Origin of the sequence: Rhizobium sp. PRIMUS64, from assembly GCF_023006465.1 — a bacterium.
Lineage (GTDB): Bacteria > Pseudomonadota > Alphaproteobacteria > Rhizobiales > Rhizobiaceae > Rhizobium > Rhizobium leguminosarum.
The window spans coordinates 1-17,130 of record NZ_JALBGX010000016.1; the positions used below are offsets into that span (position 1 = coordinate 1).

General features: G+C 59.4%; 20 protein-coding genes, 2 tRNA genes and 1 pseudogene. 13 read left to right on the top strand and 10 right to left on the bottom strand.

Annotation, left to right across the window (positions count from 1 at the left end):
- Both MOV76_RS09160 and MOV76_RS09165 read right to left on the bottom strand, forming a co-directional pair.
- Window positions 1-359 (bottom strand): annotated as a pseudogene (locus tag MOV76_RS09160) (DUF2497 domain-containing protein); the annotation flags it as partial.
- 333 nt (window positions 360-692) lie between these two features.
- The gene (locus MOV76_RS09165) at window positions 693-1,358 is read right to left on the bottom strand and encodes a protein-L-isoaspartate O-methyltransferase (protein WP_018241784.1); all 666 of its coding nucleotides are present in this window, start codon (window positions 1,356-1,358) and stop codon (window positions 693-695) included.
- Window positions 1,359-1,844: 486 nt separating this feature from the next.
- Between MOV76_RS09165 and MOV76_RS09170 the strand changes: the two genes are divergently transcribed.
- Window positions 1,845-2,147, top strand: a complete 303-nt coding sequence (locus MOV76_RS09170; protein ID WP_247264373.1) for a hypothetical protein — start codon at window positions 1,845-1,847, stop codon at window positions 2,145-2,147.
- Between the two features lie 70 nt (window positions 2,148-2,217).
- On the opposite strand, the gene MOV76_RS09175 is transcribed toward MOV76_RS09170, so the two are convergent.
- Window positions 2,218-2,291 (bottom strand) — tRNA-Cys (locus tag MOV76_RS09175).
- Window positions 2,292-2,553: 262 nt separating this feature from the next.
- On the opposite strand from MOV76_RS09175, the gene MOV76_RS09180 reads away from it, so the two are divergent.
- Entirely contained in the window at window positions 2,554-2,892 is a 339-nt protein-coding gene (locus tag MOV76_RS09180; protein ID WP_018241782.1) for a KTSC domain-containing protein, read from the top strand.
- Here MOV76_RS09180 and MOV76_RS09185 read toward each other — a convergent pair.
- Window positions 2,889-3,224, bottom strand: coding sequence for a hypothetical protein (locus MOV76_RS09185; RefSeq protein ID WP_247264374.1), 336 nt, complete (start codon window positions 3,222-3,224; stop codon window positions 2,889-2,891). The genes MOV76_RS09180 and MOV76_RS09185 overlap by 4 nt on opposite strands.
- A gap of 94 nt (window positions 3,225-3,318) precedes the next feature.
- Window positions 3,319-3,636 carry a hypothetical protein gene (locus MOV76_RS09190; RefSeq protein WP_018241780.1) on the bottom strand — a complete coding sequence of 106 codons (318 nt, stop codon included), beginning with the start codon at window positions 3,634-3,636 and terminating at the stop codon, window positions 3,319-3,321.
- A gap of 117 nt (window positions 3,637-3,753) precedes the next feature.
- Here MOV76_RS09190 and MOV76_RS09195 point away from each other — a divergent pair.
- The 3 genes from MOV76_RS09195 (at window position 3,754) to MOV76_RS09205 (ending at window position 4,596) form a co-directional block, all read left to right on the top strand.
- Window positions 3,754-3,828: transfer RNA gene (locus MOV76_RS09195), tRNA-Asn, on the top strand.
- Window positions 3,829-4,008: 180 nt separating this feature from the next.
- Window positions 4,009-4,263, top strand: coding sequence for a hypothetical protein (locus MOV76_RS09200; protein ID WP_018241779.1), 255 nt, complete (start codon window positions 4,009-4,011; stop codon window positions 4,261-4,263).
- A gap of 9 nt (window positions 4,264-4,272) precedes the next feature.
- Window positions 4,273-4,596 (top strand): hypothetical protein, encoded by a 324-nt coding sequence (locus MOV76_RS09205; RefSeq protein ID WP_247264375.1) that lies wholly within the window; start codon window positions 4,273-4,275, stop codon window positions 4,594-4,596.
- 71 nt (window positions 4,597-4,667) lie between these two features.
- Here the strand turns inward: MOV76_RS09205 and MOV76_RS09210 are convergent, their stop codons facing one another.
- A complete protein-coding gene (locus MOV76_RS09210) occupies window positions 4,668-4,847 on the bottom strand; it encodes a hypothetical protein (RefSeq protein WP_018241777.1) in 180 nt (59 codons plus the stop codon).
- A gap of 73 nt (window positions 4,848-4,920) precedes the next feature.
- Complete coding sequence (locus MOV76_RS09215; protein ID WP_247264418.1) at window positions 4,921-5,247, bottom strand: hypothetical protein; 327 nt, start codon at window positions 5,245-5,247, stop codon at window positions 4,921-4,923.
- Here MOV76_RS09215 and MOV76_RS09220 point away from each other — a divergent pair.
- From MOV76_RS09220 to MOV76_RS09230, 3 genes are all read left to right on the top strand, one after another.
- Window positions 5,183-6,079, top strand: a complete 897-nt coding sequence (locus MOV76_RS09220; RefSeq protein ID WP_247264376.1) for a hypothetical protein — start codon at window positions 5,183-5,185, stop codon at window positions 6,077-6,079. The two genes, MOV76_RS09215 and MOV76_RS09220, sit on opposite strands and share 65 nt — an antisense overlap.
- A gap of 189 nt (window positions 6,080-6,268) precedes the next feature.
- Window positions 6,269-8,386 carry a catalase gene (locus tag MOV76_RS09225; protein WP_247264377.1) on the top strand — a complete coding sequence of 706 codons (2,118 nt, stop codon included), beginning with the start codon at window positions 6,269-6,271 and terminating at the stop codon, window positions 8,384-8,386.
- Between the two features lie 149 nt (window positions 8,387-8,535).
- The gene (locus MOV76_RS09230; protein ID WP_247264378.1) at window positions 8,536-8,895 is read left to right on the top strand and encodes a low affinity iron permease family protein; all 360 of its coding nucleotides are present in this window, start codon (window positions 8,536-8,538) and stop codon (window positions 8,893-8,895) included.
- Here the strand turns inward: MOV76_RS09230 and MOV76_RS09235 are convergent.
- A complete protein-coding gene (locus MOV76_RS09235) occupies window positions 8,892-9,299 on the bottom strand; it encodes a low affinity iron permease family protein (RefSeq protein WP_018241771.1) in 408 nt (135 codons plus the stop codon). The two genes, MOV76_RS09230 and MOV76_RS09235, sit on opposite strands and share 4 nt — an antisense overlap.
- Before the next feature lie 288 nt (window positions 9,300-9,587).
- Here MOV76_RS09235 and MOV76_RS09240 point away from each other — a divergent pair, with 288 nt between their 5' ends.
- The gene (locus MOV76_RS09240; RefSeq protein WP_247264379.1) at window positions 9,588-10,679 is read left to right on the top strand and encodes a PHB depolymerase family esterase; all 1,092 of its coding nucleotides are present in this window, start codon (window positions 9,588-9,590) and stop codon (window positions 10,677-10,679) included.
- Between the two features lie 36 nt (window positions 10,680-10,715).
- On the opposite strand, the gene MOV76_RS09245 is transcribed toward MOV76_RS09240, so the two are convergent.
- Window positions 10,716-11,015, bottom strand: a complete 300-nt coding sequence (locus tag MOV76_RS09245; protein ID WP_018241769.1) for a DUF6074 family protein — start codon at window positions 11,013-11,015, stop codon at window positions 10,716-10,718.
- A gap of 109 nt (window positions 11,016-11,124) precedes the next feature.
- The gene (locus tag MOV76_RS09250; protein ID WP_246717174.1) at window positions 11,125-13,002 is read right to left on the bottom strand and encodes an adenine deaminase; all 1,878 of its coding nucleotides are present in this window, start codon (window positions 13,000-13,002) and stop codon (window positions 11,125-11,127) included.
- 271 nt (window positions 13,003-13,273) lie between these two features.
- Between MOV76_RS09250 and MOV76_RS09255 the strand changes: the two genes are divergently transcribed.
- From MOV76_RS09255 to MOV76_RS09270, 4 genes are all read left to right on the top strand, one after another.
- A complete protein-coding gene (locus tag MOV76_RS09255; protein WP_247264380.1) occupies window positions 13,274-14,314 on the top strand; it encodes a PotD/PotF family extracellular solute-binding protein in 1,041 nt (346 codons plus the stop codon).
- A 133-nt stretch (window positions 14,315-14,447) separates the two neighbouring features.
- Window positions 14,448-15,272, top strand: coding sequence for an ABC transporter permease (locus tag MOV76_RS09260; protein WP_047622305.1), 825 nt, complete (start codon window positions 14,448-14,450; stop codon window positions 15,270-15,272).
- The gene (locus MOV76_RS09265) at window positions 15,269-16,060 is read left to right on the top strand and encodes an ABC transporter permease (protein WP_026230563.1); all 792 of its coding nucleotides are present in this window, start codon (window positions 15,269-15,271) and stop codon (window positions 16,058-16,060) included. The genes MOV76_RS09260 and MOV76_RS09265 overlap by 4 nt, the downstream gene beginning before the upstream one ends.
- Before the next feature lie 7 nt (window positions 16,061-16,067).
- Window positions 16,068-17,126, top strand: a complete 1,059-nt coding sequence (locus tag MOV76_RS09270; RefSeq protein WP_247264381.1) for an ABC transporter ATP-binding protein — start codon at window positions 16,068-16,070, stop codon at window positions 17,124-17,126.
- The last annotated feature ends 4 nt before the right edge of the window (window positions 17,127-17,130 follow it).

Here is a 17,130-nt window from a genome sequence, read left to right on the forward strand (position 1 = left end):
GCCCTTGGATTTGGCGAAGGCGAGGAATTCGGCGCGGGTGGCGGTGGGGGCGCAACCGAGGGCGGCGGCCACCATGCTGCCGGAAAGGAAATAGGTGATGACGTGCCGGCCGAATTGGCGGCGACGAAACGCGGATCGGAGGAGCGCATGACCGGTTCGGGGAATTCCACGCCGGCATAGGTGTCGTCGACCGTCAGATGAATTTCGGAGCCGTTCTCATCCTCATCGGCGCCGTAGACCGGCGGCAGGGATGCGGAAATCGCCTTGCCGGCGCCGGGCTCATTGCTTTCGATGATCTGGCGGATGGAGGCCAGAATTTCTTCCATGGACGGTTCACGCGCTACACTTGGCTGAGCCATTTCTATCCCCGTTATCCCAAAACAACGACCGGATGGTGTGGAGCATTCATCCGAATCACCACGACCTTAGAATACCCCAGGCGTGAAAAAAATCATCGCGAATCAAATGAATGCCGCCATGCACAGTTTTGTTACCCAATGTTTGCCACCCGCAAAGCCTGTCGCGATTTTGCTGCGGCGACATCCATGAAACAGAACTTGAAGCGCACGGCCTCTATCCAGTCCGCCGTGGTCGCGTCAGCGTAAATGATGTTTGTGAAGGCTTTCCAGCGGCATTGATAAAAAACGGGCGCCGATGGCGCCCGTCGCTGAATTTCGTCGATAAGAACGATGTCAGAAAACGAATTCACGCGCCTTGGCGAAACCCGGCAGCGGCTTGACCGAGGCATTGAAGAAGACATTTTCCGAAACAGCGCCGCGCTCGGCGACGAAGACCTTGGCGCGGGCAGCATTGCCGTAACCTTCGACCGTGATCAGACGGCCACCATCGCGCAATTGACCGAGAAGAGTTGCCGGAACCTCTTCGACGGCGCCGTTGACGAAGATCAGGTCATAGGGAGCGCCGGCAGCGTAGCCATTTTCGAGCGGGCCGGTCACAACTTCGACCTTGGCGTATCCGGCAAGCTGCGTCTTCGCCTCGGCGGCGAGCGCCTCGTCGCATTCGAGCGCGATGACGGAGCCTGCAATGATCGACAGCAGCGCCGATGTGTAACCCGTGCCGCAACCGACTTCGAGTACGAAATCATCCTTGGTGATCGCGGCCAGCTGCAGCAGCTTGGCGAGTGGCGACGCCTCCATCAGGAAGCGTGCCGGCTTTCCCGGTGCGGCGGCTGAGATCTCGACATCGTTGTCGATATAAGCCAGCAGCTTCGCCTTCTCCGGCACGAAAGTCTCACGCGGCACCGTGAGAAACGCCGTCAGCACGGAATGCGAGGTAACGTCCGTCGTGCGAACCTGGGTATCGACCATCTTTGCGCGCGCTGCTTCGAAATCCATCATGTCCTCTCGCTCTTAAAAAGCGGTTCCTGTCCCTCGTCTCTTAATCTCCACCACGGATGCTTTCAAGGCTTGGCAGCCGCAGGCGGAAAGAATCCGGCCGGCGCCTCTTCCGTGCCACAGGAGACAGGATGGACGCTGCAACTCCAGCGTGGAACCTTCCGCCCCTTCATGTTATGATTTGCAACGGAGGAAATAGGAGGAGCAGGCCATGTCTGCGATTTTCGAATATTTCACGCTGTTCGATTTTTTCATCGTCGCAGCGCTGATTGGCATATTCTGCTGCGGGCTGCTGGACGGCGAAACGACCTGGAGGCGATAGGGCGCCGAAGCGCATTCGGAGATATCCCCCGCATCGCGGCTGCGGCAATTCATGTCGGCGGGCGCAGGTCTGACATGCGTTCTTTCCCTTTGAAATCCAGCCTTCGACAGCCGCATGCGCATTAACGTTACATCAACCATTTTATTGCTGCGCCCTCGCCTTCCGCTATGGGTGTGCGCATGCAAACCTTTCTGATCCAATCGCGCGGCGTAGAAGCGCTTCACTACAACGCCGATGCCCGCCTGCTGCTGATCAAATACAGCAGCGGCGACATTCGCAGCTTCACCCGCATTTCGCCGCAGGGCATGCGACGGCTGCTCGGCGCCGGCCCCGAAATCGATGACGGGCCTGAACTGAGCGATCTGGAATATCAGGCGGAAATCCGCAAGGGCGGCCTGAGGGCGCTCTACCGACTCACGGGAATCAATCCGTCACAGTTGGATTTTTCGCCCGGCCAGCGGATCTGGTAGCATCGCAAAGGCCGATGCCGACCGCTGCGCCAGCGGCGTTTCACATTGATTCTATCATGTGGAAGAATGTTGGAGGCCTCGCCCGGAATTGAACCGGGGTACAAGGATTTGCAGTCCTCTGCGTCACCACTCCGCCACGAGGCCTCACGCGCTCGTTATCTGAGCCGTGGCGAGCGTTTAGAATGATCGTAAGGAAATCGCAAGAGGGCATTTCGGAAAAACGCCATTCCGCAGCTGCTGAAACGAGCATTTTTCCATCCCCAAACGGAGTGGGCGCAGGCTGGAATTTTCACGGCCGTGACGATGCCCCATTTCCTGCCAATGATTGCATTTGAAGCAAATTCTTGACTTGACTTCGATCATCGTCCGGGCCTCAATTATCCTCGGGAGGGTATAGGAGCTTGCGATGGATTGGGCTGCCCTCAAATCGAAGCACGTGCATGCGGCATTCGATGCCGAAACCCGGGATCTGCATGTAAAATTCCCAGGTTCTCCGCCGGTGAAACATGCAAATATTCCGCTGCACGTCTACCAGAACCTGCTGGAAACGGATGATCCGCACTTCTATTACAAATACTATATAGCGCCGTCTCGCGTATCACCGGGCCGCCGACAACCGGTCTCCGTGGCATCCTACGCAGTAAAGCTCGTCCTTCTCCTTGCCGCTTGCAGCTTGTTGCTGGCGACCAGCCTCGATCCGGACCATGGCGGGGTTTTCGAGGAAAGCGAACTCAGATCCAACTAGACGCGAATCTGGATGAGCTGCGCCCCCAGCCCAATCTCCGGGCCTGCGACAAGGCGGCTGGTTCCGGCGTCGAAATTGTCGCTCCTGTTCTGAGAACGGTAGCGCCGATTGTCCCGCTCGCGGTCGTTCCCCCCGTCGCGCTCATTCCGGCCGTTGAAATTGCGATAGTTTCGAGGTCCGCTATTGCCGCCTTGGCCGTGATCGACCACGCAGCCTTCAGGACGGCGACAGATGCCGCGAGCGTCAAAACCGCCGCTGTCTACTTGGGCCTCGGCGGAAATGGCTGAGAGAACAGCCGCTGCCGACAGGGCGACAACAAAAAATGCCTTCATTTCCTCACCCGGACCATCGTGACGCAATTTTGCGTTTTACATTCGATAAACCACGAAAGCGAAAAGCGATCCACAGTTCCACACCCCTTGCCCATCAGCCAGCCGGGTTTCGCCGCCTGTGCCACCAGACAGCCAGCCGCCGCCGAAGCCGGCGCGCGAACGGCAGATCATGCGAGAGCACCAGGAAGCCGAGCGGCAGCATCCAGAAGCCGAGAATGGGCAAGAAACCCAGCAAGCCGCAGAAAATGAGGGCCACGCCGAGTGCCATCCGCGCGATGCGCGAGCGTGGCATGCCGATGCTGAAGGAGCCGAGCACAAGCCTGCCGCTTGCATGATCGATGCCGAAGCGCCGTGCCCGCGTCTTGCGCTTTTCGCCACCACTTGTCTCACTGCGATCATTCACATTTGTCATTCCCAAGAGATGGGCGCAGGCACCCCAAATACAAGTTCATTTCATTTTTTTGAAAAAACCGCTTGGCAAATCGGGAAAGCGTTTGTATTAGCCCACTCACACCGCGCCAAGCAGTGATCCCTGGTAGCTCAGCGGTAGAGCATTCGACTGTTAATCGACAGGTCGCCGGTTCGAATCCGGCCCGGGGAGCCATTTTCAAGTAATCGCCTGTTTCGTTGATAAATCCGAAAGCAGGCGTTTTCTTCCCCACTTTCCCTCCCGCTTTTGAATGCTCCCAAGGGCTTTTCGCGTTGGGCATCGCGGACAACGCGCTTTTTACGACGGATAGGCATTCGCTGGCCAACCAACCGGCGGCGGTGTAAAGCAAACGTCATGGCGCTAGATCCTGAAAAAGCATTTTTAGATTACAGTGCGGCGGACTGCAGCGTGCAGTTCTGGACCGCCAACGCACCGGCCGTGCAATTCACCTCTTTGGAAGCCGCCGTCAGATTCGCAAAAGACCATGGCGGCAGGTGGGAAGAGATTGAGATAACAGTGCATCTGCCGCGCGAGGACATCGTATTCGCCACCGGTAAAGTGCATCAGCTCATTGACGCTTTGCCAGGTGATCTCCGGAAAAAACGGTAATGAGGTGGATTGGCCGTCAATAGAACCGGCTGGCGCGCTGCCGGGCCGTCTTGGCCAATTTTCGAAAAGTATCTTGAACTTTCAATAGACGCTTTTTCTGTTCAGCTCAAAGCATCAGCTTGCCTCGCTCGGACCACGCCCGCAGCTCGCGGTCATGCAGCGAAACACATACTCTCGCCACAGCACCTGGATAAGATCACGGTCATGGCTCTCAGTATGGCGATAGGTATCGGCGCGGCAGTCGGCCCGATACTGTTTGATGATGCCGCGATCGGCATCACATTCCGTGTCGCGATCGGCGCTGCCGTCGGGGCTGCCATCAAACAGAAATGACGGCTTACTGAACGCCTGCCTGACGCTCCGCCAGATCCGGTTTGCTTGTACGGGCAAAGAGACGACCGCCTCTAGTAGCTGCACGAACGGCCGTCGCCGGGTCGGAACCCATCGGCGCAGGCCGGGTTCATTGAATCTCCCGGCTGATATCCTGATGCCGTGCCATAGGAATTCGGTGGCGTCGAGCAGGCCGAGATGATGGCGGCAAGACTGATTGCCCCGGCTGCTACAAATGCCCGAAATTTCTTCATCGATGCCTCTCCAGTTTGGCTGTGATCGAGTGACGGGAGCTTCTGCTCTCTCCTGCCAAGATCACCTTGCCCCTCAAGATATGGCGCTGTCTTCGCCGGACGTCAGCTCCGAACGCGCAAGATTCTTATCGATCTCGATTAGCTCCGTATGAAGATTGTCGATGACCAAGCCGGCCGGGAACAAAGACCGTGGTTCAAAGTTGAGTGGCATCAACCACGTATCGTCAGTTTCTGACAGGAGGTCTTTCATGGGTCGCGGTATTCTGCTTTGGCTGCTTGGTGTTCCACTGCCGATCATCATCCTTCTTGCTCTGTTTATGCGATAGGGACGGATCATGTCGGTTTCAATGACAGGTTCCGGAGAGATTGCTACTCCGGTCGAATCCTCCAAATCCGCCATGACATGGGGGCCCATCTTCGGAGGCGCCGCTGCTGCCATCGGCGTGACCCTCATTCTTTTGCTGCTTGGATCCGGGGTTGGGTTGACGATGGTGTCGCCCTGGTCGGGGCAAAGCAGCTCGCTCGGCACGGTCGGGGTGACGGCGGCGATCTGGCTCGTTGTCGTGCAATGGCTCTCCTCCGGGCTTGGCGGCTATATCACCGGCCGGCTGCGCACGAAGTGGGCGGCTGTCCACACCGACGAGGTATTCTTCCGCGACACGGCGCATGGCTTCATCAGCTGGGCGCTGGCGACGATTTTCCTCGCCGGATTTTTAGCCTCGTCGCTGACCTCTCTTGCCGGTGCGGGCGCACAAGCCGTCGGCTCGGCGGCCACCGCCGCAGGTACGGCGGCGGCGTCGACGGCATCGGCCGCGGATCTGCCCACCGCCTATTTTACCGACGCTTTGCTGCGTCCTGAACAGGCCCGTGCAGGAGCAACAACCGATGATGCTGCCGCAACGGCGGAGGTCTCCCGCATCCTCCTCAACGGTGCGGCTGCCGGCCAGATCCCGGATGATGACAAGGCTTATCTCGCCACCATCGTCTCTGCTCGTACCGGTCTTTCCGAGGCCGATGCACGCACCCGCGTCGACACTGTGCTGAAACGCATCGACGACGCCAAGGTCGCCGCCCAGAAAGCCGCCGATGAGGCACGCAAGGCTGCCTCCACCACAGCATTGCTCGGCGCACTGTCACTTCTGATCGGGGCATTCATCGCTGCTGCCGCCGCAGCGTTTGGCGGTTCGCAACGCGACGATGAGGAAGATCTCATCGTTACCTCCCGGATCTAAGATCGACGGAAATCGGGGCGCAGGGTCGAAAGGCCACGCGCCCCTTTATGTTGGGCCTCGGGTCTCCCGTGCTCGACTATCGGCCGCCCCCAGGTGGCCTCTTGCCCAGTTGCGGTTTATTTCGCATCGAGCGGAACATGTGGCCGTTGGGGAGCTTCGGTTAGGTAAAACCCTTTCCGGAGAATATAGATGGCCAAGAAGACCTCTCAAACCTCGCCCTCGGACAACGCAACGATCCATGATCAGAAAGTGCACCGGGGTGCAGGCGGCGAGCTTCATCAGTTTGCCGAAGACGGCATGCCGGTGCTGACCACAGCGCAAGGTGGCCCCGTTTCCGACGATCAGAATACGCTTCGCGTTGGCGCCCGTGGCCCTGCCCTAATCGACGACTTCCACTTCCGTGAGAAGATCTTTCATTTCGACCACGAGCGCATTCCCGAGCGGGTCGTGCATGCGCGCGGTTACGGCGCCCATGGCTACTTCGAAACATACGAATCCCTGGCGGCCTATACCCGGGCCGATCTTTTCCAGCGGCCCGGCGAAAAGACGCCGGCCTTCGTCCGGTTCTCGACCGTTGCCGGCAGCAAGGGTTCCTTCGATCTGGCGCGCGACGTGCGTGGTTTCGCAGTGAAGATCTACACCCAGCAGGGAAACTGGGACCTGGTCGGCAACAACATCCCGGTCTTCTTCATTCAGGACGCGATCAAGTTTCCAGACGTCATCCATTCCGTAAAGCCGGAGCCCGACAGGCAATTTCCGCAGGCGCAGTCGGCGCATGACAATTTCTGGGACTTCATCACCCTCACGCCCGAAAGCATGCACATGATCATGTGGGTGATGTCGGACCGCGCCATTCCGCGGTCATTCCGGTTCATGGAGGGTTTCGGCGTTCATACCTTCCGCTTCGTCAACGCAGCGGATGAATCGACCTTCGTCAAATTCCACTGGAAACCCAAACTCGGCCTGCAGTCCGTCGCCTGGAACGAGGCAGTCAAAATCAATGGTGCGGATCCGGATTTCCATCGCCGCGACCTCTGGCAGTCGATCCAGTCAGGAGCCTTCCCGGAATGGGAGCTCTGCGTGCAGCTTTTCGATCAGGACTTCGCCGACACGTTCGACTTCGACATCCTCGATCCGACGAAGATCATTCCCGAGGAGATCCTTCCGGTCAAACCGATCGGCCGTCTCGTGCTCGACCGCATGCCCGAGAACTTTTTTGCAGAGACCGAGCAGGTCGCCTTCATGACGCAGAACGTTCCCCCCGGTATCGACTTCAGCAACGATCCGCTGCTGCAGGGACGAAATTTCTCCTATCTCGACACGCAGCTGAAACGTCTGGGCGGTCCGAATTTCACGCATCTGCCGATCAACGCGCCGAAGTGTCCCTTCCACAATTTCCAGCAGGACGGCCATATGGCGATGCGCAATCCTGTCGGACGCGTCAATTACCAGCCGAATTCCTGGAATCAGGGGCCGCGGGAATCGCCGGTCCAGGGCTATCGCCACTTCCCGGCCGAGGAGCAGGGTCCCAAGGTGCGGCTGCGGCCGGAAAGCTTTGCCGATCATTACAGCCAGGCCCGGCAGTTCTACATCAGCCAGACTCCGCCGGAGCAACGCCATATCGCCGCAGCGCTGATCTTCGAACTGAGCAAGGTCGAAACGCCGGTCATTCGTGAACGTATGGTCTCCCATCTGATGAACATCGATGAGACGCTGGCCAGCAAGGTCGGCCACGCACTCGGCTTCAAATCGATGCCGAAGCCTGCCGATGCCGCCATGCCGACCCGGCAGGATCTCGAGCCGTCGCCGGCGCTCAGCATCATCGAGCGCGGTCCGAAGCGGTTCGAAGGACGCAAGCTCGGCATTCTTGTCAGCGATGGCACCGATGCCGCTATCTTCAAGGCGCTGCTTGCCGAGATCACCGAGCAGAAGGCAACATTCGAAGTGATCGCACCAAAGATTGGCGGTGTGACGCTCTCGGACGGCAATTGGATCGAAGCACATCAGATGATCGACGGCGGACCTTCGGTGCTTTACGACGCCGTCGCCCTCCTCCCCTCGGCAGAGGGAACCGGCGACCTGCTGAAGGAGGCCACGGCCCGCGATTTCGTGGCGGATGCCTTCGTGCACTGCAAGTTCATAGGTTATGTGGAAACAGCGCTGCCGCTGATGCAGAAGGCCGGAATTGCCGATGCACTGGATGAGGGCGTGATTGCGCTCGGAGCAGCAAAAGATGTCACGGCTTTTATCAAGGCGCTTGGCAAACTGCGGGTCTGGGGCCGAGAGCCGTCGGTCAAATTGAATTGACCGTCTCGTCGTCATGTCCGCGAGAGAATGGCTAGTCGTCAGAATAAAACCCGCGGAAACGCGGGTTTTATGTCGTTTGCGGCGCCCTATCTATTCTGCCGAGGTGATGGAAGCCTCTCCGTCTTCCGTTTTACGCTGTGGAGAGCCGTATGCGCTGGCGCTTTCGACAGATCTCTGACTGGGCCGTCTCATGGGCAGGGCATCCTGTGGTCCCTGTCACGCTGGTCGCATTCGCAGTCATATGGACGGCAGTCGGTCTCAGCTTCTCCTTTCCACGCGGGTGGTTTCTGCTGACCAACATGATCGATACCCTCATTATATTTTTCATTTTGCTGCTGGTGCAGAACTCCCAAAATCGGGACATGATGGCGCTTCATGCCAAGCTCGACGAACTGATCCGATCAAGCAAGGCAGGAAACCACTGGATTGCGGTCGAGAAGAAAAACGCCGAGGCAATCGAGGGAATGCGCCGGCAACACCACGACCAAATCTCAAAGACGGCGAATTAGGCAGACGCTGCCTCTGCGGCAGATTTCTCATCCGCCTTTTCCTCGACGCATTCGGCTTTCTCGGCAAGGGTCTTGCTCATTTCCCTGAGTTCGCCCTCCTCCAGCTTTTCGATGCCGACAAACTTGTTGGCCGCCTGACTCGTCAGGATGAGTTCGTCAAGTTTGGCCTGCAGAGCCTTGCCGTCACGGTTCTGGCTGTTCTGCAACACGAACACCATCAAGAAGGTAATGATCGTGGTGGTGGTGTTGATCACAAGTTGCCAGGTTTCGGAATAGCCGAAAAAAGGGCCGGAAACCGCCCAGACAAGCACGAGCGCCAAAGCCGCTACGAAGGTGAACGGCTTTCCCGAGAGATCGGCGACGGCGGTAGCAAAGGAAGAGAAGAAGTTGGATTTGTTCGACATCTGAAAAGCCTCGTTGGGTCGCAGCGTCAATGCTGTCAATCGACAACATCAACTCCACATCCGGGCCGAAGTTCCTGGCGCCGCCGATGTCAATCCAGAGGTCGGACGCCCATCTGCTTGCACCATGGAGAAGACTGCCGCTAAGCTGGATGTCTGATGAGAAAAGTGTCCATGCATTGAGAAGCCCAGTGGCTTGAAAAATATTGTGCACCGCAGCAACCATTTCGTAGACTGACGCGTTTAGTTCAGCATCACCGCCATCCCGGCTGCTGATTGGCGGAGACTTTCATGAGATCTATGTCAGACACCCTCGCACGCCTTGCTGCGCTGCGAGGAACCCTTCGCGCCCAACCCACGCAGGGCAGCCCCGATCTCGTCGCCTTGGACGCATTTGGCTCAAACCTAGGCGCCTTGGGGGGCTACACCTATTTGCCGTCGAAGCGCGAGAAAGATATGGCTCTGGTCGTTGTCCTGCACGGCTGTACCCAGACTGCCGCCGGGTATGATATCGGATCCGGCTGGTCTGGATTGGCCGAGGACTATGGCTTCGCGCTGCTGTTTCCCGAGCAGCGAAGGGCAAACAATGCAAATCTCTGCTTCAATTGGTTCAACCCGGAGGACATTCGCCGGGATCACGGCGAGGTCTTTTCCATTCGCCAGATGATCGCAAAGGTCGTTACGGAACACGGTATCGACAGCAGGCGCGTGTTCGTGACCGGGCTTTCGGCCGGCGGCGCCATGACCGCCGCCATGCTTGCCACCTATCCCGAGGTTTTTGCGGGTGGCGCGATCATTGCCGGCCTGCCATATGCAAGTGCTGCAACCATTCCCGAGGCGTTCGACCGAATGCGCGGCCATGGCGGCCCGACTGCCAAAGAGCTGGAACGGCGGTTGAGAAACGCTTCAGGACACAAGGGCCGATGGCCGACATTAGCAATATGGCAGGGAACCGCAGACAGCACCGTCGTGCCATCCAATGCGAATGCCATCGTGGAGCAATGGAAAAATATCCACGGCGTCGACGCATCGCCAAGGCGCGTCGAAGATTTCGGACGACATCAGCGAAAGGTCTGGACTGATGCTCATGGTGTCGAAGTGATCGAGCTCTATACGATTGCCGGTATGGGTCACGGCACGCCTCTCGATGTCGGCACCGGCTACGGGGCAAGCGGCCCCTTCATGCTTGACGTCGGAATTTCCTCGACCGTCGAAATTGCCAGGTCCTGGGGTCTGGTGCCCTCATTTGAAAAACGGCGCAACACGAAAGCCCCTGCTGCGCAACCGGAAAACGCTGCAGATCCATTCGGCACGGGCAGCGATCGTGGTGGCATTCAAAAAATCATTGAAGACGCCCTCCGGTCCGCCGGGCTGATGCGGTAGTCGCAAGGCACACGACGGCTATCGGCGAGATTGCCGCTATCGGTTTTGAGACTTGGGCAGTGGTCCGTTTTGATGGCTGAAGACCAGTTCGCTCTGGACATCTTGCTGAAACTGCAGCACCCGCTGACCGACATCGCTCTCCGGTATCCCGGCCGCCAGAAGCTGATCGGCAAGCCTGCGGCATTCGGCCTTCCAGAATTCTATCGCATCTGCGCCATGCCGGCGGCCGAGTTCGCGAGCGCAACGCTCAATATTCGCAGTTCCGGTTCCAGCAGGAAAGGCAATAATTCTGCCTTCATTGGCGCCGGCAGGCCGGCGGGTCATTTCAGTAGCCATCGAACACAGGTTCCTTTGATCCTGTTCGTTGTCTACGAGACTATGGTTAACGCTTTCTATTTGCTGCAGTAAGAAGATCAATCAGGTGGAATTTTGGCGGGCCGCAACGTCACCAGACGATCGGATGGGTTTTGCCGGTGAGCACGTTGACGAACCCCTCCGGCGCCAGCTCCGACGGCGCGACCAGGACCCAGCGCCAGGGCGAGCAGGTCAGCGTCGCAAATGACAGGCGTTCGGGAAAGCCTGGCCACCATCGAGGTGAGAAGGTCGGCTCGTACATCCAGTCGATCCCGGCGCCGGCCGCATACAGGGCCTGCATCTCCGCATCCAGCGCTTCTGCCGAACGCGCCGTCATCAGGCCGCCGACCTCATAGCGGACACGAGCAAGAATCTTGCCGCCGGAGACCAGCGCCCAGCCGCCCTGCTGCTCGTTCAGGGCATTCACGGCCATCGCCATCGCCTCGTCCGATGAGCCGACCGTCCAGATATTATGCTTGTCGTGCCCGAGTGTGGAGGCGAGCGCCGTCTCCGGCGTGCGCGGTCCGGTGCCCAGCCAGAACATCCTGGAGACCTTGGCCTCCCCGGAAAACCGGTCGACAATCGAGAATTTGGTGACATTGCGCGCGGGATCCCGCTGTACGGCGCCATCCTCCACCGGCAATTCCATGGTGATGAAATCGTCGTGCCAGTGAAACGGCCGCAAAAGTGCTGCGTTGACCGTGGTCCGGTTCGTCGGCGCCTCGATGCGGAAATCGTCAGCCGTGACCGTCCTGTCTATTTTCACGGTGCGCGTCGCCCATTGCGGCCAATCGATTTCGGGACGCACGCCAATGAATGTCGCACCCTCGGACACAGGACGCCCGTCCGCCCATACTTTTTCGATCGACAGGCTGGCGACGTCGCTGAGAAGAACGAAATCGGCGAAACGGCCCGGCGCGATCGATCCGACCCACGGCGTCAGCCGCATGTGGCGTGCTGGATTAAGGGTCACGCACTGGATGGCGATCTCCGGCGCAAGGCCGTTTTCAATGGCGAGCCGGACATTGTGATCGGTTGCGCCGATTTTCAGTGTGTCCGAGGCGCTGCGGTCGTCGGTCACCAGAGCGATCTGCGACCAGTCCGTCAGCCCCTTGTCGATCAGCCCGCGGATCACCTCCGGCAGGGAATGCGGCCTCAGCTCGATGAAAAGACCGTGGAGGAGCTTCTGCCAGATCTCATCGAGAAACCAGCCTTCGTGATCGGAGGCGAGACCCGCTGCGGCGAAGGCATTGATCGAGGCCATGTCGCGCAGCCCGGCGCCGTGGCCTTCGACCACGCCGCGCTGCTCGAAGGTCGCGCCGATCATGCCCCATAGCCGATCGTAGGAAGGATTGCCGGGATCGGATATGGACGGCCAGTCCATGACCTCGTCGAGCCCGGCGACCATCAGGCTTTCGGAAAGGAAGGCCTTCTGCTCATCGTAACCGAACCAGCCGCCACCCCATTCATAGGCGGTCGGTGGCACGGCGGAGCCAGGCAGGGGAAAGATCTTCATCGGCGATCCGCGCCGGCGCGCTTCCAGCCAGAATTCCAGATTGCGGGCGCCGTTGACGTTGGAAAACTCGTGGCTCGCCTCGCATGTCCAGGTCACGCCATGCGGCATCACCAGAGCCGCCTCCCATTCGGGCGTCAGGTGGGAGCTTTCGATATGTTTATGCGCCTCGCCGAAGCCCGGCACGGCCGCAAGATCCGGCTCGGATAAGCGCTCGCTCACTTCGCCTGCGTAACTGCCGGCGGGGCCGACATAGGCGATGCGGCGGCCCTTGATGACGATCTCCTGATCGTCGAGCCATGTCCTGGTGTGGACATCGAGCAACCTGCCCACGCGCAACAGCCTGTCGGCGGGCCGGCGTCCGAGCGCCGTCAGCACCAGATCCTGGCGCGTCAGCACCTCGTCGGACGCGTTGATCAGCAGATCATCTGGAAGAGCAGTGCGCGAAGTGGCCATGAATGAAATGCCCGTGAGAAGCTGGAACCGCCGGACCGTAAAGACCACACCCGGATGTGTAAAGCGCTGACGAACCACACGTTTTGTGAGCGGCGACAAGGCGTCGGCAACCGGGAGTTACTGACGGGATCGGTCTGGGAAAATTCCCCGCATAAGAGCGTATTTGCTCAATTATTGAGCTTGCGACCTGACCGATCAAAAAATAGTATCCCTCAAATCCAGGGGGTTGATCCCGATTATCAAATCCGTTTTTCACAGAAGGACATTGCTCATGAAGGCCAGACGTTTTGCCCGAATCCTGTCTCTAGCGCTGCTTGCCGCCGTCGGCAGCACCGTTGCGGCACATGCGCAATCGAAGACTCTGACCATCTCCTGGTGGGGCTATAATGGCGAGAAGATGAATGCGAACATCATCACGCCCTTCAAGAAGATCTGCGGCTGCGAGATCGTGTTCGAGACAGGTAACAATGCCGACCGGCTCAACAAGCTGAAACTGCGCGACGGCAAGGGCGTCGATGTCATCTATCTCACAGACAGCTTCTCGCAGCTCGGCATCGAACAGGGATTGTTCCAGGAAATCGATGCGTCGAAGATCCCCAACCTCGCTGATATCTACGAGCTGGGCAAGGCGCCTCAGGGCAAATACGGGCCTGCCTACACGATCGGACGCGTCGGCATTGTCTATGACTCCGCCAAGGTCAACCCACCGATCACCGCCTGGGGCGACCTGTGGCGCGAAGATCTGAAAAGCTCCGTCTCCTTGCCCGGAATCACCACTACGGCCGGCCCGCTGGTCGTGCTGGAAGCCGGCAAGCATGGCGGTGCGGATGCCTATGAAGACGCCGACAAGGCCTTTGTGGAAATCGAGGCACTCAAGCCCAATGTCGTCAAGAACTACAACACCGGCTCGGAGCTGGTGAACCTGATATCAACAGGCGAAGTTCGCGTTGCGCTGGCCCAGGACTTTACCCTGGCATCGATGCAGGCGGCCGTTCCGACGATGACATGGGCCAAGCTCAAGGACGGCGACATCGCGACGCTGAACACCGTGAACATCCCGAAGGGTTCCGAAAATGTCGAACTCGCCCATCAGTTCATCAACTTCATCCTGTCCAAAGAAGTCCAGCAGGCTGAAGCCGAACAAGGCGTCGACGCGCCGATCTCGACAAAGGTCAGCCTGACGCCGGACCAGGCGAAGATCTGGACCTATGGCCCGGATATGGTGGCAGGCCTTACCCGCATCGACTATGCCAAGATGAATGCTGCCAAGGCCGACTGGATCGACCGGTGGAACGAAGTCTTCGGTCAGTAAGCTGCGCGATATTCTCGGCCTGAGGCCGGTTTATCGCCGGACCTGGGCCAGACCTAGGCCAGACATGGAAGCGCCGCACGTCCGAATCCGAAATGCGGCGCTCGTGATATCAGGACATGCCACGAGTTTTAAGATGAAGCATTTTGCAAGGTGGGGATTGACGATGCCGGCGACGATTGCCGTCGTTGTGCTTCTCATCGTTCCCGTCGCCATCACCATCGCGGCAACGTTTGCGGAACCGAAGGGCATGTTTGCGCCCTATGTGACATTCTTCAGCAGCGGTTTTCGCCGGGCGGTTCTTTATCGGACGCTGGAGGTCGCCCTGGTCACGACCGCGATCTCCCTCACAGTAGGCTTCATCACCGCCTATGTGATCGCGCAGATGCCCGGTCGCGCAAAGAGCATCATGATCATCGCAGCGGTCTTTCCGCTGCTGACGGGTGTCGTCGTCCGATCCTTCGCATGGCTGATCATTCTCGGGAAGAATGGCATCCTGAATGCCATGCTGATCTCGACCGGCATTATCGGGGAGCCGCTTTCGATGCTCTATACCGAAGGCTCGGTCATCGTCGCCATGGTCTATCTCTTCGTTCCCCTGATGATCCTGACGCTGGTCGGGGTGCTTGAAGGCATCCCGCGCGATCTGATCGACGCCTCCGCCTCGCTCGGCGCGAGACCACTGATGACATTCTTTCAGGTGATCCTGCCGCTCGCGACACCCGGCCTCATCGTCGGCGCGGTCCTGGTCTTCACCGGCAGCTTCACCTCCTATGCGACACCGCAACTGCTCGGCGGAGAAAAGCAGATGATGATGGGGACCTTCCTCTACCAGCGCGCCATGGTGACCTTCGATTGGGTGGGCGCATCGACGATCGCCGCCATCATGGTGGTGCTCACGCTCGGCGTCGTCCTCATCATGAGCCGCATCGCACGCCGGCTCAATCCGATGGCTGTATGATGGACAGGCGCGTTCACCCGATCCTCGCCGCCTTTGCGGCCTGCGTTTTCTTCTTCCTGCTCGCACCGCTGGTCATCATCGTCGGTGCGGCCTTCAGCGACACGACCTATCTGACCTTCCCTCCGCAGGGCCTGACATTGCGCTGGTTCGTCAATATCTTCGAGATCGAGGCCTTCCGCACGACCGCGCTGACCAGCCTGCAGGTCGCCTTTTTCGGTACGGCGCTGTCCCTGCTGATCGGTGTCCCGGCGGCCTATGCGATCAACCGCTACCGGGTGGAATTGCCGCGCTGGCTTTCCACCATTTTCGTCCTGCCGATCCTGGTGCCGGAGATCGTCTTCGGATTTTCGCTGATGAAATCGGTCACAATTGGCCTCGGGCTTCCGATCTTCATCAGCCTGCTGGTCGGCCATGCGCTGCTGATCCTGCCCTATTCGGTGCGCGTCGTCGGCGCCAGCCTGGCGGCCTTCGATTTTTCCGTCGAGGAGGCGGCGATCAGCCTGGGTTGCCCGCCGCTGAAAACCTTCCTGACCGTGGTCCTGCCGAATATCCGGGCCGGGGTCATTGCCGCCTTCATCCTCGCCTTCATCACCTCGATCAACGACGTGTCGGTTTCGGTCTTCCTGACCGGGCCGGGCATCTCGACGCTGCCGATCCAGATCCTTGCGCATATGGAACAGTTCTTCGATCCGACGATCGCATCGGTATCGGTGCTGCTGATGTTCCTAACAGTCGGCGTCATGGCCGTCGTCGAGGCTACGCTCGGTCTCACCTTCCTGACAAAGTAGAACGCTCTTGACCGTATCCCTCACCATCGATTCCATCTCCGCCCATTACGGCAGCACCCAGGTGCTTAAGGACCTGTCGATCTCAGTCATGGCCGGGGAGCTGGTCTCCCTGCTCGGCTCCAGCGGCTGCGGAAAGACGACGACATTGCGCCTCGTCGCCGGTTTTCTGCAGCCGAGCAGCGGCAGCATCAAGCTCGGCGAGCGCGACCTCACCGGCCTTCCCGCGCATGCGCGCGACATCGGCCTGGTCTTTCAGAACTACGCGCTTTTTCCTCATCTGAGCGTCCAGGACAATGTTGCCTTCGGCCTGAGGCAGCGTCGTATTCCCCAGCCGGAACGGGCGAAAAGAACGATGGCCATGCTGGACCGCGTCGGCCTTTCGGCCTTCGCCGACCGGCTGCCGTCGGCCCTGTCAGGCGGCCAGAAACAGCGCGTGGCTCTCGCCCGGGCACTGGTCATCGAGCCGCCGCTTCTGATGTTCGACGAGCCGCTTTCCAATCTGGATGCAAAGCTCAGGATCGACATGCGCGTCGAGATCAGGCAGCTCCAGCGCGCCAACGGCACCACGTCACTTTACGTCACCCACGACCAGGAGGAAGCATTCTCGATCTCCGACAGGGTGGCGATCATGAATGCCGGGCGCATCATGCAGCTCGACGCGCCGGAGGTGCTGTATCGCCAGCCGGCCAACGCTTTCGTCGCGCGCTTCGTCGGATTCGAGAACCTGATCCGCATGAAGGTGACCGCGCGCAACGGCGCGCTTGTGATGGCCGAGACGACCGGCGGAGCGCGGCTGCAGCTGTCACAGGAAACGTTCGGACCGATCAAGGACGACTTCGTGCTGGCCTGCCGCGCAGACGGTCTTGCCGTCAGCCGTGACGGTGATGGCATCGCGGCCGTGCTCGGCACGCGCACCTATCTTGGCCGGGCCTACCAGTACAAATGCACGACATCAGCGGGAGAGATCACCGCCAATGGGGCTTTGTCCGACCCGCTGGAAACGGGGTCGTCCGCCGTGCTGATACCGCTCGCCGAGCAATGCTGCATTCTCGATCCGGAAGAGTGAAACG